Source organism: Flaviramulus multivorans (assembly GCF_021728415.1).
Classification (GTDB): Bacteria; Bacteroidota; Bacteroidia; order Flavobacteriales; family Flavobacteriaceae; genus Sabulilitoribacter; species Sabulilitoribacter multivorans.
On sequence record NZ_JAKKDV010000001.1, the window covers coordinates 487967 to 510132 of the forward strand.

A 22166-nucleotide genomic window follows, 5' to 3' on the forward strand; every position below is an offset into this window, starting at 1 on the left:
ATTATTTGAAAAATCCTGATGAATTTAATTTTTTGAACTGCTTATTTTTTAAGGTTAGTGCTTCTTCAATTTTAATACGATCGAAGTTTTTAAGTTTATGTTTTTTTATTATTCGTAGAGCCATTTGGAAAGCATCTTTTCTATGTTCATTTATGAGAAATTTAACGAAATCGTCTAAACATGTGGATTTCTGATTTAATAAAAGGTGTACTTCAAAGGCATGGTTATAGTATTTATTTCGAAATAATCTGTTAAACGCCTTTTGTAGATAAAATATTGAAGAGTCATCTATTAGGTGTTTCGACATAAATGGGACTAACCATAAAAGAAATGTGATTTTTTGAAATTTTGTAACGTAGTCTAAATATGAAAGGTATTGCTTATGACTCAAGCTTTCTGCTAGTTTATCAAACATGGCTTTATCCCTTTTACCATATGGCTGTCTAAATGTATTCTTGCTAGACAAAAAGAGCCTGTCAACATCATTTAATTCAAGCAATGCTGATACAGATGCCTCTGGGTTCTTTTCAAAATTTTTAAATGCTGTCTCTTTTAAATTAGACTCTAATTTTGAGTTTTCAACTGCGGAAGATGTTGCACACTCTGATGCCAGATGAATCTCGTTTCTTGCTAGGTCAATAATGAATTTTTCTCTTTCTATTTCTTCATCGAAAAGTCCAGAATATAACTTTATTACTTCTGACCAAGATTCACTTTTTTTATATTTATCCAGATTTATCTTCAAAATAGCTATCCTTTTATTGCTTGATGAAGAAACTCCGCAGCATAATATTCTTGGTACAATTCATGACTAAAACTGAACTGATTGCTATCATTAACAAGAATATTTAAATCAATAGCTTTTCTGAGAAAACTCAGTAAGTTAATGTCTAATCCAAGTTCACTTTTCCTTTCTTGAAGTATTGGGATGATATACTCGTCTCTATCTAAACTTGAATTAGAGCCAGAAAGGTCTCTAGTTTGGAAACCTAAGTAACATAATAGCAAGTGAAAACGATCAATATCAAAATCTATAATCTGCCTTTGTTCTCTATCATAAAGACTGAACATAAAGGCTCTTATTATCTTACCTTTCTCATTAGGGACATTACCATTTTTCAACACAACTCCAATGAGCATTGTCAACATTAAAGGATTTTGGACTATTCTTTTCAGTCTTTCCTTTTTATTAATTTCTTGTAGAATATAGTCCTTTACTTTTCTTCCATTTTTTGTAAGGAATTCCTCTATTTGCCTGTCGACCATTTTTTGGAGGGTAAAAACTGGAATTTTTCTTTGGTTTATACTGCTATCAAATTCTCTATTATAATGTTGTGGTCTGCTTGTGATTAGATAAAAGTTATCAGGATAGTTGTCAATCAGGTTATTGATTTGACTAAAAACGGAAACTTTTATTTTATTTTCAATTTCATTTAGTCCGTCCAAGAATAAATTGATTCTTCCTGTTTTGAATATTGTCTCGGCAACATCATCATCAATATTCAACTTAGACTTTAATTTTTGAAATAGATTGTCCTTTTCTGTTAATGTTTTTAATTCAAGGTATATTGGGATGTTCCTACTGCTATCAGCAATAGCAGATTGGGCGTCCAGAAGATGCAAGAAAAGTATCGTGGTGCTCTTGCCCATTCCCACATCACCTAGTATTATCATTTTCTTTTCCTTGATTGTATTTCTCAAACTATCAATTGTCCCTTCTCGAATATTTTGAGCCTCACCAATGTTTAATTCGTCTTCATCATTTATTAGCAGCTCTCGAGCATACAAATCAATATCATTCAATTCTTCCTTACCGTCAATATGGACAAATCGAGACTTGAGAACTTTAATTCTTTGGATTTCTGCCGCTAGGTACTTTGATAAATCAAATGGATTGATAGCTACTTTTAATTCTCTTTTATGCTTAAAGGTTGTATATAAGTAGATTACTAGGACACTTCTGAGTTCATCATAGAGTTTGGCGTTTGTCCATTCGGTGCAATTATGCCCTTCTAAATTTCTTAAATTATATACTTTAATCAGGTGCTCAGAGAAATGAGATTTTTGGTTGGTTGAAAGATTTGTCGATGAATAATCAACTTTATTTATATTTAAGCCTAATAATGAGATTAAAGCACTAAGGGCTTTCTTTTTGTCATTTTTTATTGACGCGTAAACAGAGGGCTTAACAAGAAATAAAACCTTTCTAAGAAAAGGTTCTATCTGTCCCGCTTCAGGGAAATATGCGTTTTTATCCACTCTAGATATCGGTTTGAGTAGAATCATTTCAAGCGCATTGGGTAAACGAGTTTCAATACCATTTATGGCTTTATCATCTACACTGAACCTCAGAACTGCAATGAAAAGGGCAGTTATTTCGTCAATGTTGATTTTTTTATCAACGGATAGTACTTCTTTCGTTTCCGCAATAATTTCTTTCTTTATTTGATTCCAGTCCATCATTATATCCTTTGAAACTTTTTTATTGGTGGTAACGTTTATGTGTAAGGAACGTTGAGTGTTTGAGTGCGAGGATTTTCCTAAGGAAAATCAGAAGCTAGCAAACAAAGCAAAGACCAAACGATTGAACTAAAATAAGCAATGTTTTTTACACGATGTTGTACACTGGCTTTTTAATTTCAATAAGATAGAACTTAAAATCTTTTATTAAATCAGCCCAAACTATTTTATAAGAATTTGAGATTGAAATCAGTTTCCCTTTATCTTTTCCCGTTGGACATTCAATAATTCCATTGATTTGTTTTTTATTCTCACCTCTAAAAAAGGCATATATTCCCTCTTTTTTAGTTTTTGATTTATAAAAATCATCTGAATTAACCACAACTAAGGAGTAAGCACTTTCAAATTTTCCATCTAGTAATTTTTCAAGAAAGCAAATGTCTTTACAAAATTCAAATAGTTGTAAAGGAACTTGCCCATTTGTTGAAACTTTGATTTCAATTGCTGTTTTTAAAGTGTTTTCTCTATATACACAAATGTCAATCTCTTTTTTAGGAATACAAATGTTCTTTTTAATACCAAAATGATTAATTGGTCTTTCAAGTTCTATTTTATAATCTTCAAGTTCTATTGAGTTTCTTAAAAAAAGCGCTAGTTCAAATTGAAGTCCGAATTCGTTATATAAGTCAATTTCACTTTTTTTTATTTTTTCTATAAATCTATTTAAGAGTTCGTTCATAGCTTGTGTACAACAATTGGAAATAGTGAATATATTTCTACCGAATGTAAGAAAATGTTTTAAATCATCCATTCTTCAAGTTATCAATAATTTGATTTAAATTAAAGTAGTTTAAGATATTATGACCTATATTTAAGTTTTAAACTGCGATGCTAATAGAAAACAAAATCACCAAAATAACCGTAACAACGCTTCAAGCACTATATTCAAGCAGCCTTTCATCCACCTTGGATGGAAAGCTGTTAATATTGGAAGGGTTCTATTTCCATAGAAATGGAAGGCTCTACAATAAATACTATTACGATGAAATAGTAAGCAAGGACAAGCAGAATAAAATCACTGCTCAGATAACCCCAAGTTTAAGAAAGCAACTAGTGGAAGGTGAATATTTCCAGTATGAAGGTTTTGTAAATAAAACTCAGGGTTTATCTAAAGATTCCACCTTAAATGTGTTATTTACGGTATCTAAGATTGTAAAACATGAAGAAGAAGTTCAGCTTATTTCTAAAGTTGAATATGATGTTTTTCAAGCAAGATATGAACGTGATATTCCCTTGATAACGGATTTGCTTCTGGAAAAAATACAGTCTGGAAAAAAACCCATATTGGATGTAATTACAGGGGTTCAATCAACATCAAAGGATGATTATTTAGCACAACTACCAGATTTTATTTATTATGAGATTAGGCACCATAAGTGTAGTTTGTCTTCAAAGGCTGATTTAATAAGGTTGATGAAATCTTATGATTTTAAAGGCTCAGATTTAGTGGTAATACTAAGAGGTGGTGGCAGTGGACTGGAAGTATTCAATGAAATAGACCTATGCAAGAAAGCTTTAGAGTTGCCTGTGCCATTCATAACAGGAATAGGTCATGATGCTGACAAAACCTTATTGGAAAAGGTTGCTGATAGGGGGTTTTCCACACCAACGGCAGTTGGGGCGTTTTTACAGCAAACCATTAATGTATACAAGAATAGACTAAAATCAATAAAAGCCAAAGATGATGAACTTATTCAGTTAAAAAAACAAGCTGAAAATGAAAAGCTGTTATTATCAAACCAAATTACATCACAGAAAAGGAATCTAAACGTCATTTGGATAGTATTAATAGCATTGATTGTAATTATTGGGGCACTATTATTTAAAATAATTGCTTAGTGACACTAAAAGAATTTAATAACTTAAATTTTGATGAAAAACTATTTACAGTTGTAGATAGGGGTACATTTTTGGATAATTATGTTACCACAGAAATACGCCTAAATCTTTATGCCGTTGATAAATTCTATGTTGAACTATCTTATGATGGTAAACAAAATAAGGTTGTAGAAGTTAGGAGTTATAAATCTGGTATCCATCTAGATAAATACACTAGCCATTTAGATTTAAAATAAACCCATTGCTCTAATTCCTTTAATAATTTCTTTTTATTCAAAGCTTTATAATATTAGTTTTAACTAAAAACAGCATCCGAGCTAAATTGAAAGCTCTAGGATATGCACTTTTAGAATAAAAGCTTATAAATTATCTGAATAAATGCAAGAACCGCCTTCTGCATATTCAGCAATTAATTTATCAATGAATTCGGTATTTAATAATTTAAGACTAATATCTACTTTTCTGAATTTTGAAGAAATGTCTTGCATAACATGTTGTGTTTTGCTTTGATTAAAACCAATATCTGAATAATTATCCGAAAAATTTTCACTAGTGAATAAAACATTATCATTAATATCAAGATAATTAACATAAATCTTATATGAATAAGCAGGTATAGTAAATCGTGAATAATTTTTTATTGTGATATTCCCAAATGCGTAATAATTACCAAATCCTCCTTTCTTTATTTCTAATGCGTGACTTTCAAGCCTAGTTTTTTCTTCAATTTCATATTTTATTGAACTAACTATTCTTTTGAATTCATCCTCTTTGTTATTACATATTCTGCTCATTTCTATGTCAGATTCAGTTATCCCAATACAACCAATATTTTTACAATATTTGTAGATATTTGAATTGGAATAACTAGATATTCCTTTAGATTTAACAACCATGTAAGTGTCATCCATTTTTTTTAAAAGAAAGAATAATTGATCATCATTATTTGACGTTGCAAAGATTTCAACAGTTCCATCATCTTTTAAAATAGTAGAAGTAATATCAAGTATTTTGTGCTTCCAGTACTTGCCCTTCAAATTTCTGAATGTTGGATAATATTTAAAAACAGATTCGTAATTATCTATCTGAATATTTGAAATTAATTCTTGTACTACCTCTTTAGCTTTTTGCTTTTTTTGTTCTTCTGATTCACATCCGAAGAGCACTATTATTATTAAAATATAAAGTAGGTTTTTCATAAAAAATTAAAGGTTTAATGTTCTAAATATAAGTAAACTTAATTAGCAGGACATATATGTTCTGTTGTTTTTTATTCGAATAGGGCAAATTTGTTCTATGGCTAAAAGACCAACAAATAAAGTTGAAAATGAAACTATTATTAGATTGGGTAGGCGTATCAAGTTGTTACGTAATGAAAAAAACATGACCCAAATGGATGTAGCCGCATTAGTTAATATAGACCCCTCAGCCGTAAGAAGATATGAAAAAGGTAGGGTTGAAATGGGCTTTACAACACTAATGAAATTTGCTGAAGCTTTAGAAGTTTCAGTTAATGACCTGATTTATTCGGAAGAGTAAATTTTATATAAATATGCCTAAATAGATTATATGTTGAAGTTATTGCTATAAATATTAATGACCTCAATTTTTAAGTCCTGCAAAAAGTACCAAAAGTGGTGCTATATGACTACCTATCGTTTATCACTTACAAAGTTATTTTGGCATTTTATATGTTATGCTTTAAATAGCAACTAAGAACTACAGGTTTTTATGCTGCCCCATGAACAACAATGAAAAAATAAAAAATTTGCACTAATACTCGTTCATAAATCAAAATGTTTTTGATCCGATTAAAATATTCTGGTGCACTATCAACATTATTGACACTTTAAAATGCTGAAAGTGTCAATAATGCAAAGTGATTTATTAGTTATTCGGTTATGATTTTATCTTCTTTTCGTAATTACCATGTTTAATTTTCCTAAATAATAAATGGTCATTTAGAAATGTTTTTAATCTTCGTTCTTGAAAATCAAATGTTTCCCCTAATTCAATGGCCTCTGCAGTAGTGAACTTGTCTGGAAGTTCATTATAAAAATGCTTTTTATTGTCTGGTAATTGGTTTAGGTGATTTAATGGATTCTGAATTTTAGCCAATACCTTAAAGGCACAATTCAAATAATACTTACATAGTGCATTCGCTCCCCTAACTGCGCTTATTCCAATTTCAGTACTCTCTGGGTCTTCCATCATCTGCAAAATCAATGATAGCCTTATAAAATGATTGTCGAATTTGGCAATTATCTCTCCTTTAATGGTGTCTTGATTTTCATTAACCAAAACACAATTTTTAGTTTGCCAATCATAAAAATAATCTTTCGCTCCTTTTGTCCAGCCTAACTCTCTTGTCTTTGTTTTCCCAGTAGTGTCTTTTATGTAATTAGTTATAAAGTTTGAGTATTCCTCATAAATTTTAGCATCCAACACATTATCATTTATCGGCTCTTTTTTCATCTCCTGAGGAAAAGCAAATAAGAATCGTTGAAAAAAACCACTATCTAATTTTCGAGAATGAAATACCTTACTGAGCATCCTAGGCTGTAAACCTCCTATTATAGACAGAAATGGCGTATTGATAAGTAATGGTACAGGTTTACTCACTCTGTCAATTGTAGTAGCTTGATTACTCCAAAAAGAGAGGTAATAACTTGAATTATCAGCTTTGGAATAGTTATTCATACCTTCAAAAAAAGATGCGAGTTCATCCGTTAGTACGGTGCATCCCCTAGGGTTGTCATTCAATCTTTTGCTCAAGGCTTCAGGCGTATAATTTGACAGAATTAATTTTGTTAAAATAGGCTCGGGTACCGGAACCATAATTTGTCTTTCTCTTGCCGGTGTCTTTTGGTAGGTCTCATACTCTTTATATTTTTTAACGAAAACATCATGTGTTTCTTTATCAATTGCTTTAAGAGCTTTAAAGACTGTTGATATGGGATGTGTTTTATTTGCTCCTGCATTTCCTATGATGCAGGTAAAAAGCGATGCGAATTCATACCATTTATCTTTAACTTTAACTTTTGCGGTGGTACCAATAGCTGTAGCAATAGCAACTAAAATAGCTGTCCCTGTGTAATCTATTGGGAATTTCAAAGATTCATTTAACCCTTTAACTAAATTTCTAAAAGTAGCGGGCAATACATGAACAGGAAATAAGTTCTTATTGGCTATTTCAGATGTCATGTCTTTGACTTTATCTTGCATGACTATTTCTTTAATAGGGAGAGACAATCTAACAATTCACTTCGCTTATAATAACGTCGGGCTCCAATCCCATACGCACGGACTTTACCTTTGTTTGTCCAACTCCACAATGTACTTGAATCGATTTTTAAGAAGTTGCAAGTTTCTTCTCTCGTGAGTAGTTCTTCTGTAAATTTTTTGGCTTGTATCTCTTGTTGTAGCTCGGCTACGTTTTTCTTAACTGTTGAGCCTATCAGTTCTTGTAGTTCTTCTACTGATAGGTCTTGTAGAATTATAGAATTTTTCATGATTCATAAAGTTTATGTTATGAACCAAAATTCTACATAAAGTCTCGGTACGGCCTTTAGTACTGGTACTACTTCAGTACTATTTTTTGGATAGATTTTATTCAGATGGTAAACGATCTGTAAAATTGGATATTACAGAAATTCCTTTTTCTTTACAATGTTCTATTATTTTTGTCATTTTATCACGTGAATTGAAAATGTTTTTACTAGCATTTGTATTTTTTAGGCTATAATTTCTTAATGTCGCTAATACAACCTTTTCATACTTCTTATCTCCTAATTCTTCAGCAACAATTGGTGCGGTATAGCTATTCTTTAACAGCATTATACCATCCGAACTGATAGTATAATATTTAACCATTTTACCAGATGCCAACAATACCCCAACTTTAAACCAAACTTCGTCTTTATATGTATCTTCTTTTTGTGCTTTCCCAGGAATTATAGATTCTTGCTTGTGCTTTATAAAATCTAGAATGCTGTTTATACTTGCAATATGGTTATCTACTTTGTCAAGATCAAATCCTGAATTTTTAAGTATTGAAATATCTAAATGTTCTTTTAGTGTTTGAAATCCAAAAGATTTAGAATTTGTTTTGTAGGTGTTTAAAATTTCTAGCGTTTCATTTGAAGAATCAAGCTCCTTTTGAAGGAAAAGAGATTCTGTATTATCTTCATAGTCATCTAAATATTTAGCTAATCTACTTATATAGGTGTTTTTATAATTTTTTAGGGTATTGCTAAGTTCTCCCATTTTTAAAAATATTTAGTTAATTCTAAAGCAATGTCCTTGTTACCTTTTCCTATATAGTTTAAGAACATTTGCTCTGTTTTATGTCCTGTAACGTATATTAGGAACGATGTAGGTATTTCTCCATAAAAATTAGAAGAAAATGATCTTCTTCCAATATGGCTGGTTACAAGTTCCCATTTTTCATATTCACCAGCTTGCTTTCTATACGGAAATTTAGAACTATCATCAATTTTTTCAAGTTTACTGCCTTTTACTTTCTTTTTAATTTTAGCCTTTTTGCATACCTTTTTTATGTAGGCATTGTATTTCTGGCTTGAAATGGGCCTAGGGAACTCACCGCCTCTCTTCTCAAGTATCTTCAAAATTTTGGAGTGCAAAGGTATTGTCATGTTTTTACCTGTTTTCTTTTGGGTAAATTCAATAAGATGTTTACCTTTTTCAATTCTAATTTTCTCTTTAGTAAAACGCATAAATTCGCTTACGCGAGAGGCTGTGAAACAGCTTATTATTAGCCAGTCCCTTGCGTTTAATAAGCTCTCGTTAAGTTTTTTATCGTCGAGTTTTTCAATCGCCTCTAGCTCCTTAATGGTCAGGTATATTATGTCACCCTTAACTTCTTTTAGTTTTATCCTTTCTAATTGAGGGCTTATTTCTATACCATTGTACATTGCATGTTTGCAGACTGCTTTTATAGTGTGTATAGCTCTGGAAATTGTATTGATAGCATAACCTTTTTTCAGGCAGAAAGCCTCAAAGTTGGTTTTAAATATACTATCTATATCAATTATATTAATATTCTTACTTATACTGCTTTCGTATTTTTCAATTAAACTTCTAACAACTTTATAGTTTTTAAGTGTTTGTTCAGCAAGTTCGTTATTACGTTGCCTTAGATAAAAATCAAAATAAGGAAGAAGCCCCTTTGGTAAGGCTTTAGCTTTTTTAGGTGGGTTATAGTATAGATCTAATTGTTTTGATAGCCATGCTTTATCTATTCTGTCTGGAATAGTATCATTAAAGGCTTTTAGAATATGATTTTCAATTTTGTTAAGTTCAGCATTAACTTCAACTTGCTGATTCTTAATATCTATATCTTTTGGGCTTTTTTGAAAGTGATATTTATCCCAATAGAGCTTGGAGACCTCCAATTTGGTTTTACCACCAATAACGTGATTTGTATTATTGTAGGTGAAAAGCAGTCTTAAATTTAAAAATGCCTTTTCCTTTAGGGAACGATATAAGTAGTTTACAGCTGCCATATAGATATTAAAATATTTGTACGATTATTGTACGATTAAATCAAATATTATACAAAAGTATGCAAACCAAATCAAAAAAAGAAATTATATAAAATGATTAAAAGCATTGATTTTAGTGATATTACATCAGTTCTATAGACATTTAAGCCATGTAGCATTTTTGGATAATAGTACTTCCACCTTGAGTACAAAAGCTTTATCGTTTTTTGATAAGGCTTTTTTGTTGTTTAAATTTTAAGTTAATCTACCAACATTTCTAGTGTAGCCACCGTTCTAAACCCTATATGTTCTGCCGATGAATCTATACTAGTTCCCATTCTGGCAGATATTCTATAACTAGCACAATAAGAATCACTACACAAAAAAGACCCACCTTTTAGAATCTTCTCCTGCAAATAAGGGTTGTTTGGGTTGTATGCTTTACTTGCTCCTTTTGGGTTCTCTATCGGTTTTTCATGTTTAGCAAGTTCATTATAATAATTAACATTATACCAGTCTGAAGTAAATTCCCAAACATTGCCCGCCATATCGTACAAACCAAAATCATTTGGTGGATACGATTTTACTGGTGCTGTTCTTTCAAAACCATCTTCAAGGGTATTACTAACTGGAAACTCTCCTTCCCAACTATTAACCATTTTTGATAGTTGCGCTTTGTCATCACCCCAAAAAAATGTTGCCTCCGTTTTATTCCCCCTAGCAGCAAACTCCCATTCCGCTTCAGTAGGCAGACGTCTATTAGCCCATTTGCAATAGGCTTGGGCATCTTCAAAACTAATATGTACAACGGGATGATTTTCTTTACCCTCTATCGTGCTTTCTGGCCCACTTGGATGTTTCCAATTTACACCAATAGACCATTGCCACCATTGTGAAAAATCAAATAAATTAGGAAGTGAAGATTTTGCTTTTTTAAACATTAAAGACCCTGGTTGCAATATGCTATCATGTGGTTTTGGAGTGCCTTCAGGTAATTGCTTTTTCATTACCTCCCAATCAATTTCACGTTCTGCAACGGTAACATAACCTGTTGCTTCAACAAATTTTGAAAATTCTGAATTGGTAACTTCTGCTATATCCATAAAAAATCCATCAACTGTTACTTGGTGTTGTGGTTTTTCGTGTTTCATCGCCATTTGGTCTTGTGGTACTGCACCTTGTAAAAATGTCCCACCAGGAATCCAAACCATGCCATCAGGCGGATTAGCTATTAAGCTATCCGTCTTAATTTTTGAAATGGTTTCGTTAGCATTTATTTGTTCTTTACCTCTTTCTTTACAAGTATAAACAATGAGTAAGCTAAATATGGTAAAAACTATTTGCTTTATAAGCTTCATAAGTATTTTTAAAAGTACTATTAGGTAAACAAAAGTATTTATTTTTATTATTTATTTTATGGTTTGTGATAGTTGTTTTTGCGTTAGGGATTGTAGTGGAAATCGTTTTTTATGCTGAACTTGTTTCAGCATCATAAGATTCTGAACTAAATTCAGAATAAAAAAAGATTATAACGAAAAACCCGACCCTTGTGGTAACGCCCAAATAAATTACCTTTGTGTAACTTAATATATGTATGTATGATATATTCAATGACAGGTTATGGGAAATCTGTTTTACAATTGCCAACAAAAAAAATAACCATTGAGATTAAATCTTTAAATAGTAAAAGTTTAGATTTAAATACTCGAATGCCCTCAATTTACAGAGAAAAAGAACTTGCTATTAGAAAGATTCTTGCTGATAAATTGGTACGTGGGAAGGTTGATTTTTCTATATATGTTGAAGCCACAGCTGAAGACACCTCTACTCAAATTAACACTCCGGTTGTTAAGCAATATATTGAGCAATTAAGACAAGTGGTTGATGGTGACGAAATGGATTTATTAAAAATGGCAGTTCGGTTTCCTGATGCCTTAAATACGGTACGTGAAGAAATTGACGAAACGGAATGGCAAGCAATTGAAAAAGAAATTAATACTGCCATTAATGATTTAGTGAATCATAGGTTGAATGAAGGTAAGGTGCTCGAGAAAGACTTTAACAAGCGTGTAATTGCCATTAGCAATATATTGGATGATGTAATTAAAATGGATCCTGAACGTATTGAAGGTGTGCGCGAACGATTGCTAAAAGGGGTTGAAGAGTTAAGAGATAAATATGATGAAAACCGTTTTGAACAAGAACTGGTTTATTATATTGAAAAGTTTGATATTACTGAAGAAAAAGTGCGATTGACAAACCATTTAAATTATTTTACCGAATCTATAAACTCTAAAGATTCTAACGGTAAAAAATTAGGTTTTATAAGTCAGGAAATGGGTCGAGAGATAAATACTATCGGTTCTAAAAGTAACTACGCGCCTATGCAACAATTGGTAGTACAAATGAAAGATGAATTGGAAAAAATTAAGGAACAATTGTTGAATGTTCTTTAAAAAAGCAAGATATTGTTAGTGACAAATCAAAAACAAAAACAAGGTAAACTTATTGTATTTTCTGCACCTTCAGGCTCAGGAAAAACGACCATAGTAAGGCATTTGCTGGAAGTTGAAGCGCTAAATTTAGAATTCTCCATTTCTGCAACATCAAGAGAAAAAAGAGGAAAAGAAGTAAACGGGAAAGATTATTACTTTTTAAGTTCAAAAGAGTTTAAAAACAAAATAAAAAACGACGAGTTTCTTGAATGGGAAGAAGTATATCGTGATAATTTTTACGGGACTTTAAAAACCGAAGTAGAACGTATTTGGGCAAAAGGCAAAAATGTTATTTTTGATATTGATGTTTCTGGTGGGTTACGAATAAAGCGTAAATATCCTGAGCAAACATTAGCCGTTTTTGTTAAGCCTCCTAGTATTGACGAATTAAAAATTCGATTAAAAAAACGTAAAACAGAGAGTGCCGATAAAATTAATATGCGTGTTGCAAAAGCATCGGCAGAATTAGCTACTTCGCCTTTGTTTGATACTATTATTGTTAATGACAATTTAGATAAAGCTCTTAAAGAAGCTGAAGCTAAAGTTTCCGATTTTTTAAACTCTTAAAACCGCTATGAAAGTAGGATTGTATTTTGGCTCTTTCAACCCCATACATGTTGGGCATTTGGTAATTGCCAATTACATTGCAGAATATAGCGACCTAGACCAAGTTTGGTTTGTAGTTACACCTCATAATCCGTTTAAAAAGAAAAGTAGCTTGCTCGATAATTACCAACGCTTAGAAATGGTTTATCGCGCCACAAAAGACTATACTAAACTTAAACCAAGTGATATTGAGTTTAATTTACCTCAGCCCAATTATACTATAAATACGCTGGCATATATACAGGAAAAATATCCTAATCATGAGTTTTGTTTGATTATGGGCGAAGACAATTTAAAAAGTTTTCATAAGTGGAAAAACTATGAATTAATATTAGAAAACCACGACATTTATGTGTACCCAAGAATACCCAAACAACAGGTAGAAACAGCATTTGATACTCATAAAAACATTCATTTTGTTGATGCCCCAGTTATGGAAATATCTTCAACCTTTATTAGAAAAGCCATTAAAGCAGGTAAAAATGTAAAGCCTATGCTACCAGAATTTGTTTGGGAGTATTTGGATGAGATGAATTTTTATAAGTAAAAATTGCCTTCTTGATTTTGTCAGGAAAAAACGATAACTTCGTTTAGATGTGCTTAACTTAGTTCACTAACTCTTGATATAAAACATTGAACATTCCATCTCCAATTATTGTGCTCATTATAACCAACCAATAACACATGATAAAATTCTTCCGTAAAATCCGCCAGCGATTACTCACCGAAAACAAATTCAGTAAATATCTAATTTATGCCATTGGTGAGATTATCCTTGTCGTAATTGGGATTTTAATTGCGTTGCAAATCAATAACCTGAACGAAGCAAAAAAGACCAGAGCTAAAGAAGTGGCTTACTTAACCAATATAAAGAGTGATTTAGAAGTAACTAATGCAGAAATTGATCAATATGTTGCCTCAAGAGCAAAACGTGCAATGGCCGCCAGTAGTGTTGTTGAACATTATAATGGAAAGCCAGTAACCGATTGGAATGAATTTAACAAACACACCATAGATGTATACACTTGGCAAAGGTTTTATCAAATAGATAATACATTTCAAGAACTAATGAATTCTGGTAATTTTGCAATTATTTCAAATGATTCCATAAAAAGTAAATTGCTTACCGTAGATAAGCTTTACAAAAAACTAAAATATTCAGAAGACCATTTTAGATATGATGCAGAAATAACACTGTACGAGCCTTCATATGAAATGACTGATATTCATTCGTTATCTAATAATTACTTCTATCAAAATTCCGACGGAAAAAATGGTTTTTTGGGTAATTTAAGTGAAGATGATTTTCGAGAAATGCTAAAAGACCAAAAACAAAAAAATGGATTTGTATTTGCTGCAATGTACTTCAAGGGTATGAATACTATGCTATTAAACATAAAAGAAAAAAACAAAAATATAATATCGTTAATAGACAGCGAATTAAAAAAATAACAAAAGCACCAACCACAAACTAAATTCATTACTTTATGAATCAATAAAAAAATCATGGAAACCATAAAAAAATTCTTAGAATTTGAACTTATTACCATAGGTGAAAACACCTTACAAGTGTATTCTATTTTTGCCATATTGATCATTTTTATTATCACAAAAGCATTATTATGGCTCATTAAAAGAGCGCTATACCGCAAACGGATATCCAACAAAATTGACGTTAAAGATTCCTATGCTTTATATCAAATCATTAAATATCTCATTTGGGTGATTGCCATAGGTTTTATCCTTGAGGCTTTAGGGGTAAAAGTTACTTTATTATTGGCAGGATCTGCGGCCTTATTGGTTGGTATAGGATTGGGACTGCAGCAAACTTTTAATGATATTATTTCGGGTATCATCCTCCTTTCCGAAAAATCGATACGAGTAGATGATGTTTTGGATATTGATGGTATTGTAGTAAAAATTCAAAGTATTGGGTTACGAACTTCTAAAGGGATTAACACGGATGATATTTCTATGATTATTCCTAATTCGTTAATTACCACCAATAAAGTTATTAATTGGAGCCACCAATCGGAAAAAGCACGTTTTAGAGTCGATGTAGGTGTTGCCTACGGTAGCGATGTAGATAAGGTGATAAAAATACTAGAGGAAAGCCTTTTAGAACACCCCGATATTTATGATAAAAAATTAATTGAGGTACGGCTTACTGATTTTGGAGCCTCTTCTTTAGATTTTCAAGTGCTATTCTTTAGTGAAAACATTTTTAGTATAGGAAGAGTAAAAAGCGATATTAGAAAAAACATTCATAAAAACTTAGCAAAAAACAATATTACTATTCCCTTCCCGCAACTCGATTTACATATAAAAAACACGAAGTCAGAAATTTCATAACATCCTTTTTCCTTGCATAATATGTTTTATTATTTTTAATTCCAATCAATTTTATTTAACAATGAAAACTACATTTTCTATCACAGCATTTCTAACCATCGTTTTAATTATGATTGGATGCAAATCTGAAAAATCGGAATACGAAAATATGATCGAATTTGGACAAAAATATACCGATGCTTGGAATAGTAAACAACCGGAAAAAATGGCTTCGTTTTATGCAGAAGATGGTATGTTGACTGTAAATAATGGAAATCCAGCAATCGGGAGAAAACAATTAGCTGAAACGGCTCAATCGTATATGGAAGCGTTTCCCGATATGGAATTGACAATGGATAGTCTGACAAAGGGAAAAGACACCTACCGATATTACTGGACTTTTAAAGGCACCAATACTGGATTGAAGGGGACCGGAAATAAAGTTGATTTTAGTGGATTTGAAGAATGGACCATGAACAATCAAGGGCTCGTGCAAAAATCAATCGGAACGTACGATGCCGAAGATTATAAACGACAATTAAACGCGAATTAAGAAAGGGTATTTATAATAAAAAAGAAACCGCCTAAAACAAGATGCTTTAAACGGCTTCAAACTATATAACCAACCAAAGTTATAAGCAAAAATTAATTTTTTTATCCATAGCCTAAGCCACCTCCATTGCAATCGCTTAACTCCGCTTCAACATACATAGCCCAACTTTTACCACCAAAGTCTTTACCTTCTCCCCAGGCTGTTTCTCCACCTGTTGGTCCTGTAACTTCGGCATGTGCTGCAAAACAATAATTTTCACTGACTTCATCAAGTGGAATCGTATAGACTACTTCATGAACACCATCTTGAAAAGTATCATGATATTCAAACTGCCCAATTTTAGGATTTCCCGCATTGGTCATTGGAAAGCTTTCGGTACTGCAATCTATTATACTTAGATGAGTCGCATTAATAGTCCAGTCGTCATTTGTTGAGTAGGTTATGATAAGATTTTGCCCATCATTATCTACAGTAATAATACCTGCCTCATAATGCTGACCTGCCATTAAACGAACTACTTCGCAATATGTACCATCATTTAGATTATCATTGTCATCTGTTGGTAGATCGCTATTATCTTCTTTGATAGGCTTTTTAGCCAATTGACTAGATTCAAGGTCACTTATTGGTTCTACATTACAACTCGTAAATGCGATAACTAAAAACGACCCTAATAAAAGAGTAAAGTTTTTCATAACATGATATTAAGTAGGTTTATAAAATAAAGATAAACCAGTCTAAATAAATAGAGCAATTTATTCGATGTGTAACTCCAAGACCGTGTGTTTCATCTATATTATTTCATAATTTGTAAGAAAAGGTTAGTTATTTTGTCATAATCAGAAAAATAAACAAAAAAAGAAACCGCCTAAAACAAGATGCTTTAAACGGTTTCTAAACTAAATAACCAACCAAAATTTTTATGAAGTTCTAGTATTTTCTCTAGGATTTGCTACTTTATCTTTTCTATATTTACGTTTTTTCTCAACGTTTGGATTTTTTAAATCGCCTTTAATATTCCCTGTTTTTAAGTATTGTATATATCCTCGTCCTGTAAACTCATAAACCGTTTCCGAATTTGGATGATACAATTCTATCTTTCCATCATTAATAACGTTCAATTCAAAATATTCATTGCCTAAATAATCATAATCTAATGTTAAAGTTTTTAGGTACATATTCCCAGTTACATCACCTACACCATAAACCCCTGTATAATCCCAGTAAAGGTTGCTATAGTTTGAACCTGTAGCGTCTTGCGAGCTTCTAAATTCTGAATCGTTTCCACCTGCTAAAAACTGTAAATAGTTTTCGTTATCAAACTCGTTAATCGCTCCAAAATCGCTGGTATATGTTTTTTCCCAAGCTTCATATTCCTGTAAGAAATAATGAATATTGTCATAGAATACAAAGTCGTAATCAAAATTACTACGTTGATAACCATCTAAAAAATATGAAGTATCATTATTTGGGTTGTAAAGTTCTATGGTATTATTATCTATTTGGTAAACATCAAAGGTTGAAAACCCATCAATATCATGATACACATCTAAAATCATGTTGTAAGCATCGTAATCGCCAACAGCAATACCAAATCCATTACCATTACTTCCCAAACCAACTATATTGTTGTTTGCAAACACAACACCGTTTCTAAACGATATTGTAAACGCCTTTTGTAAAAAAGGTGTTTCTCCATAACCTGAAGTTGAATTAATATCTACATACCATAACTCGTGTGAGCTTAATAATTGATTTATATTTATTCCTGGTTCAGCAAAATCATCAACAACAACTTCAGTATAACACGAAGTAAATAGCGTTATGGTTAGAGCAAAGCTTAAAAGTAATTTTATAGTCTTCATAATCATTCATTTTTAGGGTTCTTGCTTATAGAGTTTCAAAAGATGTGCCAAAAAAAGAAATGGGTATATTTTACATGCTAAATAATGATTAATATTTTATGTATTTTTGAAGTATAAATCATTATGTCGTTTATGGGAAAACCTTTAAAATATGCGGTTTTTGGCGCTGGAAGTTGGGCTACTGCTATTGTAAAAATGCTTTGCGAAAATTTAGAAGAAGTTGGGTGGTATATGCGAAGTGTTTATACCAAAGAACATTTATTAAGAGAACAACACAACCCCAATTATTTAAGTTCGGTTGAATTTCATTTAGAGCGATTAAAACTAAGCAACGATATAAATGAAATAGCTGATTATGTTGATGTTTTAATTTTTGCTATCCCTTCGGCGTTTATGCATAGCGAGCTACAAAAACTAAAGGTTGATATCTCCAATAAAATAATAGTATCTGCCGTAAAAGGTATCATGCCCGAATCTGGATTGTTGGTAGGAGAGCATTTTCATGATATATATAAAGTCCCTTTTGATAACATTGCAGTTATTGCAGGTCCTTGCCATGCCGAAGAAGTGGCTTTAGAGCGTTTATCATATTTAACTATTTCGTGTTCGGATGCTGAAAAAGCAAAAGCCATAGCTAAAAACTTATCGAGTGAATACATAAAAACGAAAATTAGCGATGATATTATTGGTATTGAATATGCAGTTATGCTAAAAAATATTTATGCTATTGCTGCTGGAATAGCCCATGGTTTGGGTTATGGCGATAATTTCCAGAGTGTGTTAATGAGTAACTCCATTCGAGAAATGAAACGCTTTATTAAAAAAATGCATAAAATGAAGCGTAACATTAATAATTCGGCATATTTAGGTGATTTATTAGTAACAGGTTACTCCGTTTTTTCTCGTAACCGCATGTTTGGAAACATGATTGGTAAAGGCTATACAGTAAAATCGGCTCAAATGGAAATGAGCATGGTTGCAGAAGGTTATTACGCCACAAAAAGCGCTCATTTGCTAAATGAAAAAAACAAAAAGAAAACACGCCTACCCATTATAAATGCGGTCTATGAGATTTTATACGAAAATAAAAATCCGAAAAAAGTATTTAAGAAATTAACTGAAAAGTTGGATTAAACCGCTTTATCGTTTGACACTATATTTAGAATCTGTTTTATGAAATCCTAAACCAAGTTCAAGACGAATAATCACTTCTCCAAAACACCTTTAGCATCCATTAAAGGAATGGACTGCATCGCCTTTAAATTAATAGTATTTTTTCTGAATAAATAGGTTTTATCAAACATCGTATTCCCTTCAAAAAAAGAGACTTTAAAGATATTGTTTAATGCAAACAAGTCTTCTTGCATAAGCTCAATTTTAGCATAGCTTTTTTTCGGAAGTACATCAATCTTCTTTCTAAAAACTGATGTTGTCTTATCATTAGAATAACCACTGGTAACAATAATCACCATTTCCAAATCAACGGCTTTATTATTGATAATGTATGCGTTCCAATCTTGAGTTTTATAAACATCATTATACTCATTAACCACCGCTATATAAACGTCTTCAACTTTTGGGATATGGATGTCTTTTTTCATTTCTTTTAAAAGAATTCAGAATATCAACAAAAATAATCGATTGAGTTTTAATAAGCGTAATTTTTGCCTTTGTTATAAATAAAATCTAAATTCGTTATAGTTATAACCTTTTTAAATATTATATGAAAAACACAATTATCGCCATTTTGTTTTTAATGACTGGGTATTCTTTTGCTCAAAACGACTACTTTTTGCAAGTTAATGACTCTATTCTTGAAGTAGCACTAGATAAGGAATATAAAATAAACATAAACGGAAAAGAAGTCAATTTTAAAGTAAGCGTAAAAGACATTTTATTATATGATGATGATTTGTTCAGTTTTCAATATTCAAAAGATTATAAAATTACTAAGACAAAAATAGATGAAGGAATAGAGCAAATCATGATAATGACAGCAGAGGGTTCTGGAATTATGATTCAGAAATATTCAAGCTTTAACCCTACAATGCTTAATGAAATGATGCTGAACGAAATTACAAAAGAAAGCATCAGTTATGGGTATAAATTAAATAGGGAAGACTACGTGAGAAGTTTAAAATCTGGCAAAAAAATTGAAGTAGACAAAGCGGTCTTAACATATAAAGGAGAAAAGAACGTTTATGAGATTTCATCCATAGGGAATAAGGATGAAGGCATAATGATTATGACCATGGATATGATTATGGATAATAAAGTAAATGAACAAGGGCAAAAATTAATTAATTTAATGTGGGACTCTTTAAATTATAAATAACATTTAAGTTGATTCATGCTCTGTTATTCCTGCGAAGGCAGGAGTCTTTTTAATTTAAGTTCCAAAGTGGATTCCGCATCAGGTGCGGAATGACAAGATTATTCTAAAGCGCTGATTTAAACTGCTCTAAAAAACGTACATCGTTTTCACTTAACAAACGTATATCACCTATTTGATGTAATAACATGGCTATACGGTCTATACCCATACCAAATGCAAACCCTGAGTATTCTTTGGAGTCGATACCGCAGTTTTCCAACACATTAGGGTCTACCATACCACAACCCATAATTTCTAACCAACCTGTTCCTTTTGTAATGCGGTAATCAATCTCGGTTTCTAAACCCCAATAAACATCAACCTCAGCACTTGGTTCCGTAAATGGGAAATATGACGGGCGCAAACGTATTTTACTTTTGCCAAACATTTCGGTGGTGAAGTGTTGAAGCGTTTGCTTTAAATCGGCAAAACTTACATCTTTATCAATATACAAGCCTTCTACTTGATGAAAAAAACAGTGCGAACGTGCCGAAATAGCTTCGTTTCTGTAAACTCTACCTGGAGATATGGTTCTTATAGGCGGTTTGTTATTTTCCATATAACGCACTTGCACTGAACTGGTATGCGTACGTAATAGAATATCTGGATTCGTTTGTATAAAAAAAGTATCCTGCATATCGCGAGCTGGATGATATTCAGGAAGGTTTAAAGCCGTAAAGTTGTGCCAATCATCTTCAATTTCTGGTCCTTCACTTACATTAAAACCAATACGCGAAAAAATATCAATAATTTGATTTTTTACGATTGAAATTGGATGACGTGCCCCTATTTGAATTGGCTCACCAGGGCGTGATAAATCGCCGTAAACACCTTTTACTTCTTCTTTGCTTTCTAACTCTTCCTTTAAGGCATTAACTTTATCTTCAGCCGTTTTTTTAAGTTTATTAATGGTCTGGCCGAATTCTTTTTTCTGGTCGTTTGCTACATTTTTAAACTCTGCAAAAAACTCGTTTAATAATCCTTTTTTACCTAAGTATTTTATACGAAATGCCTCAACTTCTTCTTTTGATTGTGCTTTAAAAGCTTCTGCTTCGGCTATAAGTTCTTTTATCTTATCTATCATGATATCATTAAAATGACTGCAAATTTAATAATTTCTAGTCTATATACTCGGTTTCTAAGAAGTAGTTTACAATGGCCTCCTTCATCAAAACACTCTGTTCTCCTGCTTTTAAATGCGGTAAACTTTCAATTACCTTATAATGTGGCCATCCCTCATCATCTACAAAATCAAGTTCGTAGTAGCCATAAGGCGTTAGCAGTTTACAAATAGCAATGTGCATCAAGTCCAGTTTTTGGTCTTTTTTAAAGGTTCTTGCTAACTGTCCAAGCTCCTGAACACCAATAAGATAAATAATTCCATCGAGATCCATAGGGTCTCCATCTGCAAATTGGCTGGATAGTTTTTTAACTACCAACTCCCAGCGTTCTTTTAACTGTTCGTCTCTAGACATAATAAATTCAAAGTAGCAAAGTTAATAAACCATATTGTTACTATTATTTTATATTTGTTGAAATTGCAATTTATTATGGGTGTGATAGATATTGTTTTAGGTGCTTTAATCTTATTTGGTCTTGTTAGAGGTTTTATGAAAGGGCTTTTTGTTGAAGTTGCCTCATTAGTGGCTTTGGTTGCAGGGGTTTATGGAGCCATCCATTTTAGTAATTTTGCTGCCGAATTTTTACAAACTAAAACCGAATGGAACGAAAAAACTATTAATATTACTGCGTTTGCAATAACCTTTGTTGTTATAGTTTTAGCTATTGCACTTGCCGGAAAAGCGCTTACTAAATTAGCTGATTTTGCTGCTTTAGGTATTATAAATAAACTTGCTGGTGGTGTTTTTGGGGCGTTAAAAATTGCTCTTATTTTAAGTGTGGTTTTAAATATTTTTGATAAAATGAACAGTACAATAACTTTTATTGATGAAGATGAAATTGATGAAACTGTACTTTATAAACCGGTAAAAGGTTTAGTGCCTATGATTTTCCCTAATATAATGAATCCAAAGGAAGAAGATACTGATACTCTTGAAAATGAACCATAAAAAACCACTC

Annotated in this window: 26 protein-coding genes; 12 read left to right on the forward strand and 14 right to left on the reverse strand. The window is 31.8% G+C overall.

Features of this window, described 5'->3' with window-relative positions:
- Position 1: 1 nt before the first annotated feature.
- The 3 genes from L3X39_RS02120 to L3X39_RS02130 form a co-directional block, all read right to left on the reverse strand.
- Positions 2 to 745: a hypothetical protein gene (locus tag L3X39_RS02120; RefSeq protein WP_237229795.1), complete on the reverse strand. Its 744-nt coding sequence runs from the start codon at positions 743 to 745 to the stop codon at positions 2 to 4.
- 5 nt (positions 746 to 750) lie between these two features.
- Positions 751 to 2463 carry an NACHT domain-containing protein gene (locus L3X39_RS02125; RefSeq protein WP_237229797.1) on the reverse strand — a complete coding sequence of 571 codons (1713 nt, stop codon included), beginning with the start codon at positions 2461 to 2463 and terminating at the stop codon, positions 751 to 753.
- 145 nt (positions 2464 to 2608) lie between these two features.
- Positions 2609 to 3199, reverse strand: coding sequence for a hypothetical protein (locus L3X39_RS02130; protein WP_237229799.1), 591 nt, complete (start codon positions 3197 to 3199; stop codon positions 2609 to 2611).
- A 149-nt stretch (positions 3200 to 3348) separates the two neighbouring features.
- Between L3X39_RS02130 and L3X39_RS02135 the strand changes: the two genes are divergently transcribed.
- Both L3X39_RS02135 and L3X39_RS02140 read left to right on the forward strand, forming a co-directional pair.
- Entirely contained in the window at positions 3349 to 4359 is a 1011-nt protein-coding gene (locus tag L3X39_RS02135; RefSeq protein ID WP_237229801.1) for an exodeoxyribonuclease VII large subunit, read from the forward strand.
- A complete protein-coding gene (locus L3X39_RS02140; RefSeq protein WP_237229803.1) occupies positions 4359 to 4595 on the forward strand; it encodes a hypothetical protein in 237 nt (78 codons plus the stop codon). The genes L3X39_RS02135 and L3X39_RS02140 overlap by 1 nt, the downstream gene beginning before the upstream one ends.
- A gap of 123 nt (positions 4596 to 4718) precedes the next feature.
- On the opposite strand, the gene L3X39_RS02145 is transcribed toward L3X39_RS02140, so the two are convergent.
- Entirely contained in the window at positions 4719 to 5558 is an 840-nt protein-coding gene (locus tag L3X39_RS02145) for a hypothetical protein (protein ID WP_237229805.1), read from the reverse strand.
- 97 nt (positions 5559 to 5655) lie between these two features.
- On the opposite strand from L3X39_RS02145, the gene L3X39_RS02150 reads away from it, so the two are divergent.
- On the forward strand, positions 5656 to 5898 hold the full coding sequence (locus L3X39_RS02150; protein ID WP_237229807.1) for a helix-turn-helix domain-containing protein: 243 nt from the start codon (positions 5656 to 5658) through the stop codon (positions 5896 to 5898).
- 360 nt (positions 5899 to 6258) lie between these two features.
- On the opposite strand, the gene L3X39_RS02155 is transcribed toward L3X39_RS02150, so the two are convergent.
- From L3X39_RS02155 to L3X39_RS02175, 5 genes are all read right to left on the reverse strand, one after another.
- Complete coding sequence (locus L3X39_RS02155) at positions 6259 to 7584, reverse strand: DUF3987 domain-containing protein (protein WP_237229809.1); 1326 nt, start codon at positions 7582 to 7584, stop codon at positions 6259 to 6261.
- A gap of 2 nt (positions 7585 to 7586) precedes the next feature.
- A complete protein-coding gene (locus tag L3X39_RS02160) occupies positions 7587 to 7871 on the reverse strand; it encodes a helix-turn-helix domain-containing protein (protein ID WP_237229811.1) in 285 nt (94 codons plus the stop codon).
- Positions 7872 to 7968: 97 nt separating this feature from the next.
- Positions 7969 to 8625 carry a hypothetical protein gene (locus L3X39_RS02165; RefSeq protein ID WP_237229813.1) on the reverse strand — a complete coding sequence of 219 codons (657 nt, stop codon included), beginning with the start codon at positions 8623 to 8625 and terminating at the stop codon, positions 7969 to 7971.
- Positions 8626 to 8627: 2 nt separating this feature from the next.
- On the reverse strand, positions 8628 to 9884 hold the full coding sequence (locus L3X39_RS02170; protein ID WP_237229814.1) for a phage integrase SAM-like domain-containing protein: 1257 nt from the start codon (positions 9882 to 9884) through the stop codon (positions 8628 to 8630).
- A gap of 239 nt (positions 9885 to 10123) precedes the next feature.
- Positions 10124 to 11221, reverse strand: a complete 1098-nt coding sequence (locus L3X39_RS02175) for a formylglycine-generating enzyme family protein (protein ID WP_237229815.1) — start codon at positions 11219 to 11221, stop codon at positions 10124 to 10126.
- Between the two features lie 240 nt (positions 11222 to 11461).
- Here L3X39_RS02175 and L3X39_RS02180 point away from each other — a divergent pair, with 240 nt between their 5' ends.
- The 6 genes from L3X39_RS02180 to L3X39_RS02205 all read left to right on the forward strand — a co-directional run bounded on the left by L3X39_RS02180 (position 11462) and on the right by L3X39_RS02205 (position 15848).
- Complete coding sequence (locus tag L3X39_RS02180) at positions 11462 to 12319, forward strand: YicC/YloC family endoribonuclease (protein WP_237229817.1); 858 nt, start codon at positions 11462 to 11464, stop codon at positions 12317 to 12319.
- An 18-nt stretch (positions 12320 to 12337) separates the two neighbouring features.
- Positions 12338 to 12925: a guanylate kinase gene (gene gmk / locus L3X39_RS02185; RefSeq protein ID WP_237229825.1), complete on the forward strand. Its 588-nt coding sequence runs from the start codon at positions 12338 to 12340 to the stop codon at positions 12923 to 12925.
- 7 nt (positions 12926 to 12932) lie between these two features.
- Positions 12933 to 13511 carry a nicotinate (nicotinamide) nucleotide adenylyltransferase gene (gene nadD / locus L3X39_RS02190; protein WP_237229827.1) on the forward strand — a complete coding sequence of 193 codons (579 nt, stop codon included), beginning with the start codon at positions 12933 to 12935 and terminating at the stop codon, positions 13509 to 13511.
- Between the two features lie 137 nt (positions 13512 to 13648).
- The gene (locus L3X39_RS02195; protein ID WP_237229828.1) at positions 13649 to 14416 is read left to right on the forward strand and encodes a DUF6090 family protein; all 768 of its coding nucleotides are present in this window, start codon (positions 13649 to 13651) and stop codon (positions 14414 to 14416) included.
- Positions 14417 to 14470: 54 nt separating this feature from the next.
- Positions 14471 to 15316 (forward strand): mechanosensitive ion channel family protein, encoded by an 846-nt coding sequence (locus tag L3X39_RS02200; RefSeq protein ID WP_237229831.1) that lies wholly within the window; start codon positions 14471 to 14473, stop codon positions 15314 to 15316.
- 61 nt (positions 15317 to 15377) lie between these two features.
- Positions 15378 to 15848 carry an ester cyclase gene (locus L3X39_RS02205; protein ID WP_237229833.1) on the forward strand — a complete coding sequence of 157 codons (471 nt, stop codon included), beginning with the start codon at positions 15378 to 15380 and terminating at the stop codon, positions 15846 to 15848.
- Between the two features lie 101 nt (positions 15849 to 15949).
- Here the strand turns inward: L3X39_RS02205 and L3X39_RS02210 are convergent, their stop codons facing one another.
- Positions 15950 to 16543 (reverse strand): hypothetical protein, encoded by a 594-nt coding sequence (locus L3X39_RS02210; RefSeq protein WP_237229834.1) that lies wholly within the window; start codon positions 16541 to 16543, stop codon positions 15950 to 15952.
- A 225-nt stretch (positions 16544 to 16768) separates the two neighbouring features.
- Positions 16769 to 17713: a nicotinic acid mononucleotide adenyltransferase gene (locus L3X39_RS02215; protein ID WP_237229836.1), complete on the reverse strand. Its 945-nt coding sequence runs from the start codon at positions 17711 to 17713 to the stop codon at positions 16769 to 16771.
- Positions 17714 to 17845: 132 nt separating this feature from the next.
- On the opposite strand from L3X39_RS02215, the gene L3X39_RS02220 reads away from it, so the two are divergent.
- Positions 17846 to 18847, forward strand: a complete 1002-nt coding sequence (locus tag L3X39_RS02220; RefSeq protein WP_237229837.1) for an NAD(P)H-dependent glycerol-3-phosphate dehydrogenase — start codon at positions 17846 to 17848, stop codon at positions 18845 to 18847.
- 71 nt (positions 18848 to 18918) lie between these two features.
- Here the strand turns inward: L3X39_RS02220 and L3X39_RS02225 are convergent, their stop codons facing one another.
- The gene (locus L3X39_RS02225; protein ID WP_237229845.1) at positions 18919 to 19314 is read right to left on the reverse strand and encodes a hypothetical protein; all 396 of its coding nucleotides are present in this window, start codon (positions 19312 to 19314) and stop codon (positions 18919 to 18921) included.
- Between the two features lie 122 nt (positions 19315 to 19436).
- On the opposite strand from L3X39_RS02225, the gene L3X39_RS02230 reads away from it, so the two are divergent.
- Complete coding sequence (locus tag L3X39_RS02230; RefSeq protein WP_237229847.1) at positions 19437 to 20048, forward strand: hypothetical protein; 612 nt, start codon at positions 19437 to 19439, stop codon at positions 20046 to 20048.
- Positions 20049 to 20151: 103 nt separating this feature from the next.
- Here L3X39_RS02230 and pheS read toward each other — a convergent pair whose 3' ends face one another.
- Both pheS and L3X39_RS02240 read right to left on the reverse strand, forming a co-directional pair.
- Entirely contained in the window at positions 20152 to 21171 is a 1020-nt protein-coding gene (gene pheS, locus L3X39_RS02235; protein WP_237229855.1) for a phenylalanine--tRNA ligase subunit alpha, read from the reverse strand.
- 34 nt (positions 21172 to 21205) lie between these two features.
- Positions 21206 to 21562: a hypothetical protein gene (locus L3X39_RS02240; protein ID WP_237229857.1), complete on the reverse strand. Its 357-nt coding sequence runs from the start codon at positions 21560 to 21562 to the stop codon at positions 21206 to 21208.
- A gap of 75 nt (positions 21563 to 21637) precedes the next feature.
- Here L3X39_RS02240 and L3X39_RS02245 point away from each other — a divergent pair, with 75 nt between their 5' ends.
- Positions 21638 to 22156: a CvpA family protein gene (locus L3X39_RS02245; protein ID WP_237229859.1), complete on the forward strand. Its 519-nt coding sequence runs from the start codon at positions 21638 to 21640 to the stop codon at positions 22154 to 22156.
- Positions 22157 to 22166 lie beyond the last annotated feature (10 nt).